This window comes from Orenia sp., from assembly GCF_055140805.1.
In genome coordinates this window covers 1-7,251 of the sequence record NZ_JBSQYM010000151.1, presented here as the reverse complement: position 1 = coordinate 7,251, position 7,251 = coordinate 1, and the positions used below count along the sequence as shown (strand labels likewise).

Genomic DNA, 7,251 nt, shown 5'->3' with positions numbered 1-7,251 from the left:
CTTTTTTAGAGGTTGTGGATAACTTGTTTAAAGGGGTTAAAAAAAGTAGCAACGAATTAACGCGAATAGCACGAATTAAAATTTAAAAACTAAATTAGGTCTTAAAAATGTTTTGACTTAAATTCGCGTAAATTAGTGAGATTTATTGCTAAAAATTGTTTTGAATTATTTTTAAGGCTTTGAGTAGAAGACTGGGCGACAGCCCATTTTGTTTATATTAATTTTAGAGCAGATTAGGGGTGAATGTAGTTGAAGAGGTATTTGATGATTTTATCTATTGTTTTAGCAGTTGCTTTTAATTATAATACATCTAGTATGGCTAAAGAGATAGTAGATTTAAATAAGGTCGAGTTGAATTTTATGTTAAATTATAGTAATTATATTTATGATAGTTATGGTGATGATGTTAGTGGAAATACTTATATAAGAGAGGATTTGCATGATGGAACAGGCTTTGCAGGAGAAGCCATATATTGGCTTAATAAATGGGGAATTGGACTAGGTGTAGAGAAGAATATGATGAGCTCTAAGTGGAATGACAATTTAGAGGAATATGAATATAGTTCTGAGTTAACAGGTCCATATGCTAAAATGATTTATACGTTGAACGATAATATAAGTTTATATAATAATATTATTAATTATCATTATAAAGAGCATTATAAGAAAAGAGGGTTTAATAATGATGTTGTTAAGGGTGATGGAATAGGTCTTTTATTAGGTATGAAAGCTAGCTATCAAATTAATAGTAATTTATTATTTATATTAGATACTGGATATCGCATGGCTAGAATTAAGATAAAAGAAAAGTATAGTTCAAAAAAAGAACGCCTCATTAACAATCAAAATGATGAGAACCTTAAAATTAATGGCTTGCGTCTTGCTTTGAGTCTTTCTTATAGTTTTTGAAATCGTTTGAAAGAGATAATATATATATAATGGAATATTTTCAATACAAAGCAGGGAAAATGAATTATTTGTATAATTACTTAAATAATAGTCTGTAAAGTGATGAAATTTACATTTAGATAAATCATTATTAAGATTAAGGGTTGAGAATTAAGAAGGGGGTTAAACAATGGCAACAGAAAAAGCTAAATCTACTAAAGTGAATATCAATACTGCTACAGTTGATGAGTTGACGACTTTAAAGGGAATAGGTCCTGCTTTAGCAGGTAGAATTGTTGAGTATCGTGAAATGAAGGGGAGTTTTGAGAGTTTAGAAGAGTTAAAATTAGTGTCAGGAATCGGAAAGAAACTCTTTGCAGGGGTAAAGGGTGAAATTACTAATCAAATTCAAGAAGTAAATGTAAAGCAATTAGATAAAGATGAACAAGCACCATCAAGCGGAGCTTCAAGTGATGGTTTAGTTGAAGATAAGAAGAAAGAGTTTGAATTGAATGAAGGGATAGATATTGTTAATGAATATCAGGTTCCAGAGAAGTATGGAGTTAATGAGTTAGTCTTACAGGTTAAAAATCCTCAGACAGCTCATCTATATTGGGAGTATACTCAGGATAAAATCAATGAGATAATAGCTCAAAGTGGTATCAATGATATTAATGAAGCTACATTATCCTTAAGAGTTTATAATGAAACTGCAGGTTCAGAGTATGATGTTGAGATTGGTTTAGAGAATGATAGCTGGTGGCTAAATGGTTTAGAGACTACTAATAGCTATTTTGTAAAGTTAGGAGTAATAGATGCAGATGGTAATTTCTACTCTATGCTTGAATCCAATAAGGTTACGATGCCAGCCAATAAGATCAGTGATAGGTTAGATGAAGAATGGATGACTGTTCAAGAAACTATGGAGCAATTATACTTATTATCTGGTGGACTTTTATTTGAAAAAAGGGAAGGTGGATATAGCTCGGTTGATATTCTTAAAAAACTAGAGTCAGTTAGCGAGGTATATGATCTAGATCAAATTTATAGCTCAATTGAATTATTAAAAGGCTCTTTAAAAGGTTCTCAAGAGGTTCTTAATGTTTCAAATTAATAACAGAATATAAGTGAAAAAAGCTGGGGTATCCTAGCTTTTTTCTTATATGGGTAAAAGCGATATTATATTTTTATATTAGCTGACTATTATATAAGCTGTTCTAATATAGATGTCTAAGTCTAAAATAAAAACTCAATATATTATGTAATATCTTTAGTCTTTTATCTAACTTTGGGGTTGGATATCTATAATTTCTATATCACACAGGAATAAATGAGCTGATATAGAAAAATATATAAAAGTGAAATTATCCCATAGAATAGGAGGAGGATTACAACTAAATAGAATTTGAGTTGAGGAAGGGGATAGGGACAGTGAAGGAAAAAGAAGGGTTGAAGTTATTAAATGTGATCGGTTTAATATTGATCTTGGGATGTATAATAGGTAGTTTAAGGGCATTTACTCAAACTCCAGTAAAGACAAGTGCTGTAGGCAAAGGGCAAGTTCAACCTGTTTCAGGAATCTATAAGAAGGGCAGAAGGCTTACAATAGTTGCTTCAAGTGAAATAGGGTGGAAGTTTGATCATTGGGAAGGTGATTTGACAGGGAGACAAAATCCTATCCACGTGGTTCTAGATAATGATATTAATGTTAAAGCTATTTTTACTAAAATAAATAAGCAGGAGCAAATCCAAGCTAAAAAGAAAGAAAAAGAAATAAATAAAGATAATGAGTTAGAAAGCAAGAGAAAAGAGAAAGAACGGAGAAAGCAGGCTGAGTTAGAGAAGAAAAAAGAAGAGCAAGAACGAAGAAGGCAAGCCGTGTTAGAGAGAAAGAGGAAAGAGGAGAAACAAAGAAGACAGGCTGAACTACAGAGAAAAAGAGAAGAAGAACGAAAAAGGCAGGCTGAACTACTGAGAAAGAGAGAAGAGGAGGAACGAAGAAGACAGGCTGAGATACAGAGAAAGAAGGAAGAGCAAAGAAGACTGACTGAATTAGAGAAAAGAGAGTGGGAATTTACCTTTGGGGAAGGTAGTGAAGATGTCTTTAAAAGTATAGATAGAACTTTTGATGGAGGATTTATTCTAGCTGGATGGACTGAGTCCTTTGATGCTAAAGGTGAAGATGCTTATGTAGTTAAGGTCAACCATTTAGGAGAAAAAGAGTGGTCTAAGCTGTTTGGTGGTGCTGAATGGGACCGATTCTATTCAGTGCAACAGAGTTCAGATGGAGGGTATATCTTAGCTGGTTATACTACTTCTTTTGGAGCTGGTAATCGTGATGGCTATGTGGTTAAATTAGACAAGGAAGGTCGCCAAGCGTGGGCTAAGACTTTTGGTAAGGCGCAGGTAGATTACTTTGAAGAGGTTAAAGAGGTCAGTGATGGTGGATATATTTTAGTAGGATCAACTAGTGGTTCTGGTATTGGTGAGAGAGATGGTTATCTTGTCAAAGTTAATAAGAATGGTGATGAAGAATGGTCTAAAATTTTAAGAATGAGTGAAGGTAATGAAATATATGCAGTAGAATCAAGTAGAGATGGTGGGCTAGTGGTAGTTGGATATAGTGGAAATTATGGTAATTATCAAGGCTATATAGCTAAATTAACTTCTCAAGGTGATAAATTATGGTCTAAAGATATTGGTGGAATAATGGACGAAAAGTTTTATGCTATTGAAAAATCTAAAGATGATGGTTACCTATTAGCAGGGTGGACTGAATCCTTTGAATCAGGCAATAGAGATGGTTATCTAGTTAAGGTAGATAATCAAGGAGATGAAGAATGGACTAAAATCTTTGGTAGAGAGGACTGGGATATATTCTCTGATATGAAGGTAGTTAGAAATGGAGATATTATCTTGGCAGGAGAGAGTAGTTCTGCTGATGCCAAAGGAAGAGATGCTTATATAGTTAAATTAAACTCATCCGGGGATAAAGAATGGCAGAAATTAAGAGGTGGACAAGGGCAAGATGCCTTCGAAGAATTTGAGGTGGTTGATAATGACTATCTTGTTTTAATAGGTTATACTGAATTAGAGGAAAATAATTATGATGCTTATTTAATTAAAGTTAATTTAAATTAGATCGCTAACTAGGTCAGATATATCTAACCTATTATTAATTAGATTAGTGCAAGAGATTAAAGGCGGATTGAATAATAGTTTTTTATATTAATGTGTTGTGCTAGTTAGGTCTCAATATAACTAGTGCCTCTTTATGGGCATATTGGGACACTTTTAGTAATCAGGAGTCAGGAACCAGTTATCAGTAAAACAAACTGATTCCAGATTCCCGATTCCTGACACGAAAGTATCGTAATATATCTATATTGTATCAGCTCTTTTACTAGCACAAGATGTCATATCAATAAAAAATTAAGGGTATAAAAGTTTTATAGTTGTAAATTATAATTTAGTAATTATAATGTATATATTTTTTAATTAGGTGGTGTTTATCAGATGAAAGCGGAGATTATTACTATTGGTACAGAGTTATTATTAGGACAGATTCTAGATAGCAATTCCCAATGGATAGGACAGAAATTGGCAGAGATAGGTGTTGACTTGTATTATAAAGCAACAGTTGGTGATAATAAAGAGAGAATTTTGGATACACTTAGAAACTCTCTTACTCGTTCTGATGTTGTTATCACAACTGGTGGTTTAGGACCGACTCAAGATGATTTGACTAGAGAGTGTATCGCTGAGGCTTTAGGGTTAGAGTTAATCAAAGATGATGATCTATTGAAGGAGATAAAGGGTTATTTTGATAAAATGGGGCGTGATATGGCTAATAATAATCTCAAGCAGGCATATTTACCTGAAGGTGCAATAGCTATTGATAATTCTGAAGGAACAGCCCCAGGTGTATTGGTAGACCAATCTGGAAAGATTGTAGTAGCGATGCCAGGAGTACCTGTCGAGATGAAAGCGATGATGGTAGAGACTGTGCTTCCATATTTAAAGAAGAAGTTTGCAAAGGATGTAGTAATTAAATCTAAAGTAATCAAAACCTGTGGGATAGGAGAATCATCTTTAGAGGAGTTGATTGCTGATATCTTAATAGAACAGAGTAATCCTACAATTGCACCTTTAGCCAGCCAAGGGGAGGTAAAACTAAGATTAACAGCCAAAGCTGATAATGAAAAAGAAGCTAAACAGTTGATTGAATCCAAGGAAGCTAAGTTGCAAGAACGGATAGGAGAGTATATCTATGGTTATGATGATGATACTTTAGAAGGCGTGGTAGCTAAGCTATTATGGACTAAGAAGTTGACAATAGCTACTGCAGAGTCCTGCACAGGGGGATTGATTGGCGATAGATTGACTAGTGTAGCAGGAAGTTCAGCTTATTTTGAAAGGGGAATAATTAGCTATAGTAATCAAGCCAAGATGGATCTATTAAAGGTTAAAGAGAGTACATTAAAAGAGTATGGTGCTGTTAGCAAGCAGACTGCAGAAGAGATGGCTCTTGGAGTAAGAGAGTTATCTAAAACTGATATAGGTCTTTCTACTACAGGAATTGCTGGGCCAGATGGAGGTAGTTTAGAGAAACCTGTTGGCCTAGTCTATATGGCTATAGCGGATAAGAATGGTGTAGAAAGCTATAAGTATCAATTTAATGGGAGTAGGGGAAGGGTTAAATATATGACATCACAGGTGATTTTAAATCTATTGAGAAAGAAACTTTTGGCTAAAAGCTAATATAGAAAGGAAGATAAGATGAAGGGGCTAGTGGGAAGAATAATTTTAGCAATCGTTATTATATTATTTTTAATTAATTTTACTTCGGCAAAGGTGTATAAATTAAGTGCTTTTGATGTTGAAATTAATCTAAAACTATCAGACCAACCAGCTACAATTATTGATTTCCCACCTGTAGGGAGAATCAGAGCTAATACCCACAAGTCGCCTTTGGATATAAATTTAACCTTAGATGCAATTCATCAAGAGCGGTTAAATTCAATAATTAATGATATTAAGAGCAAAGAGGAGCTAATAGCTGTACTTAAGGAGAAAGGAAATGTTGTTATTGAATTATTTATTATCAGGTTAACTGTGATAGCCATCTTGGGTGGAATAGTTGGGGCAAGTCTAATCAAATTTGATCGCCAATCTATTGTGGTAGGTACAATGACTGGGATTATAATAATTCTTATATTATCTTCAATGACCTACTATACCTATGATTTATCAAAATTCAATGATCCTAATTTTGAGGGAATGTTAGAAGCAGCACCATGGATGATCGGTATGATTCAAAAGGGTTTAGATAGCATAGATCAATTGGGTGAAGAGATGCAATTGATTGCTTCTAATATGGCAGAGTTGTTCTCGAAAGTCGATACTTTGCGACCTTTAAGTAGAGTAACAGGAGATTTGAAGGTTTTACATATTACAGATATCCACAATAATCCTGTGGCTTTACCCTTTGTAGAAGAGATAGTAGATAGTTTTGGAGTAGATTTAATTATTGATACAGGTGATATTACCGATTATGGCACTCCTCTTGAAGGTGAATTATTAAAGAGGATAGATAATTTAGATGTTCCTTATGTTTTTATAGCAGGTAATCATGACTCTCCAGATATTGTAGAGAGTATGAGAGAGTTTGAAAATGTAATAGTCTTACAAGCCGATGTAACAAATATTAAGGGATTAGTAGTGGCAGGGGTAGAAGATCCTGCTGCCAAGAGCAACCAAATTAAGCCTTTAGCAGAAGAGGATATGACAGAATACAAAAAGGGGTTAGAAGAGTTAGTTGCTAGATTAAAGGTAAGCCCTGATATAGTGATTACTCATAACTTTAAGTTAGGTAAGGGATTATTAGGGGAGATTCCTCTGTTGTTACATGGTCATGATCATGCCTTTAAAATTTATGATATGAAAGGAACTACGATTATAGATGCAGGGACTACTGGAGCTTCTGGTATTAGAGGTTTACAGAGTGAGGAGGGAATTCCTTATTCTGTTGCTTTATTACATTATAATGAGTCAGTAGATGATGAACAGAAATGGTCTTTGGATGTAGTGGATATTATTAAATTCTATGATCGGCATGGTGGATTTATTTTAGAAAGAAAGTTGATTAATGATAAGGAAATGGATAAAGAAAAAGAAGTTGATTAAATCTTTCAAAGTATAGATATTTATAGGTTTTTGAATCTAGAATAAAATTTAACTATAACGTTATATAAAGATATTGTGACACTTTTTGGAATCTGGAATTAGTAGTCAGGAATCAGTTATAAACACTGGTTCCAGATTCCTGATTACCGACACGAAAGTGTTGCTATATATCCATTA

5 protein-coding genes are annotated in these 7,251 nt (G+C 33.7%); all 5 read left to right on the top strand.

Going from position 1 to position 7,251, the window contains the following annotated elements; genetic code table 11:
- The first annotated feature begins 249 nt into the window (after positions 1–249).
- The 5 genes from ACTCDL_RS12885 (at position 250) to ACTCDL_RS12865 (ending at position 7,074) form a co-directional block, all read left to right on the top strand.
- Entirely contained in the window at positions 250–909 is a 660-nt protein-coding gene (locus ACTCDL_RS12885) for a hypothetical protein (RefSeq protein ID WP_463177382.1), read from the top strand.
- 169 nt (positions 910–1,078) lie between these two features.
- The gene (locus ACTCDL_RS12880) at positions 1,079–2,002 is read left to right on the top strand and encodes a DUF4912 domain-containing protein (RefSeq protein WP_463177377.1); all 924 of its coding nucleotides are present in this window, start codon (positions 1,079–1,081) and stop codon (positions 2,000–2,002) included.
- Positions 2,003–2,319: 317 nt separating this feature from the next.
- Positions 2,320–4,029: an InlB B-repeat-containing protein gene (locus ACTCDL_RS12875; protein WP_463177374.1), complete on the top strand. Its 1,710-nt coding sequence runs from the start codon at positions 2,320–2,322 to the stop codon at positions 4,027–4,029.
- Positions 4,030–4,404: 375 nt separating this feature from the next.
- On the top strand, positions 4,405–5,649 hold the full coding sequence (locus tag ACTCDL_RS12870; protein ID WP_463177370.1) for a competence/damage-inducible protein A: 1,245 nt from the start codon (positions 4,405–4,407) through the stop codon (positions 5,647–5,649).
- 18 nt (positions 5,650–5,667) lie between these two features.
- Positions 5,668–7,074 (top strand): metallophosphoesterase family protein, encoded by a 1,407-nt coding sequence (locus ACTCDL_RS12865; protein ID WP_463177363.1) that lies wholly within the window; start codon positions 5,668–5,670, stop codon positions 7,072–7,074.
- The last annotated feature ends 177 nt before the right edge of the window (positions 7,075–7,251 follow it).

Excerpts from the sequence above, each read along its gene's own strand:
- ACTCDL_RS12880 (WP_463177377.1), top strand. The coding sequence starts at position 1,079 with ATGGCAACAGAAAAAGCTAAATCTACTAAAGTGAATATCAATACTGCT.
- ACTCDL_RS12870 (WP_463177370.1), top strand. The coding sequence starts at position 4,405 with ATGAAAGCGGAGATTATTACTATTGGTACAGAGTTATTATTAGGACAG.
- ACTCDL_RS12865 (WP_463177363.1), top strand. The coding sequence starts at position 5,668 with ATGAAGGGGCTAGTGGGAAGAATAATTTTAGCAATCGTTATTATATTA.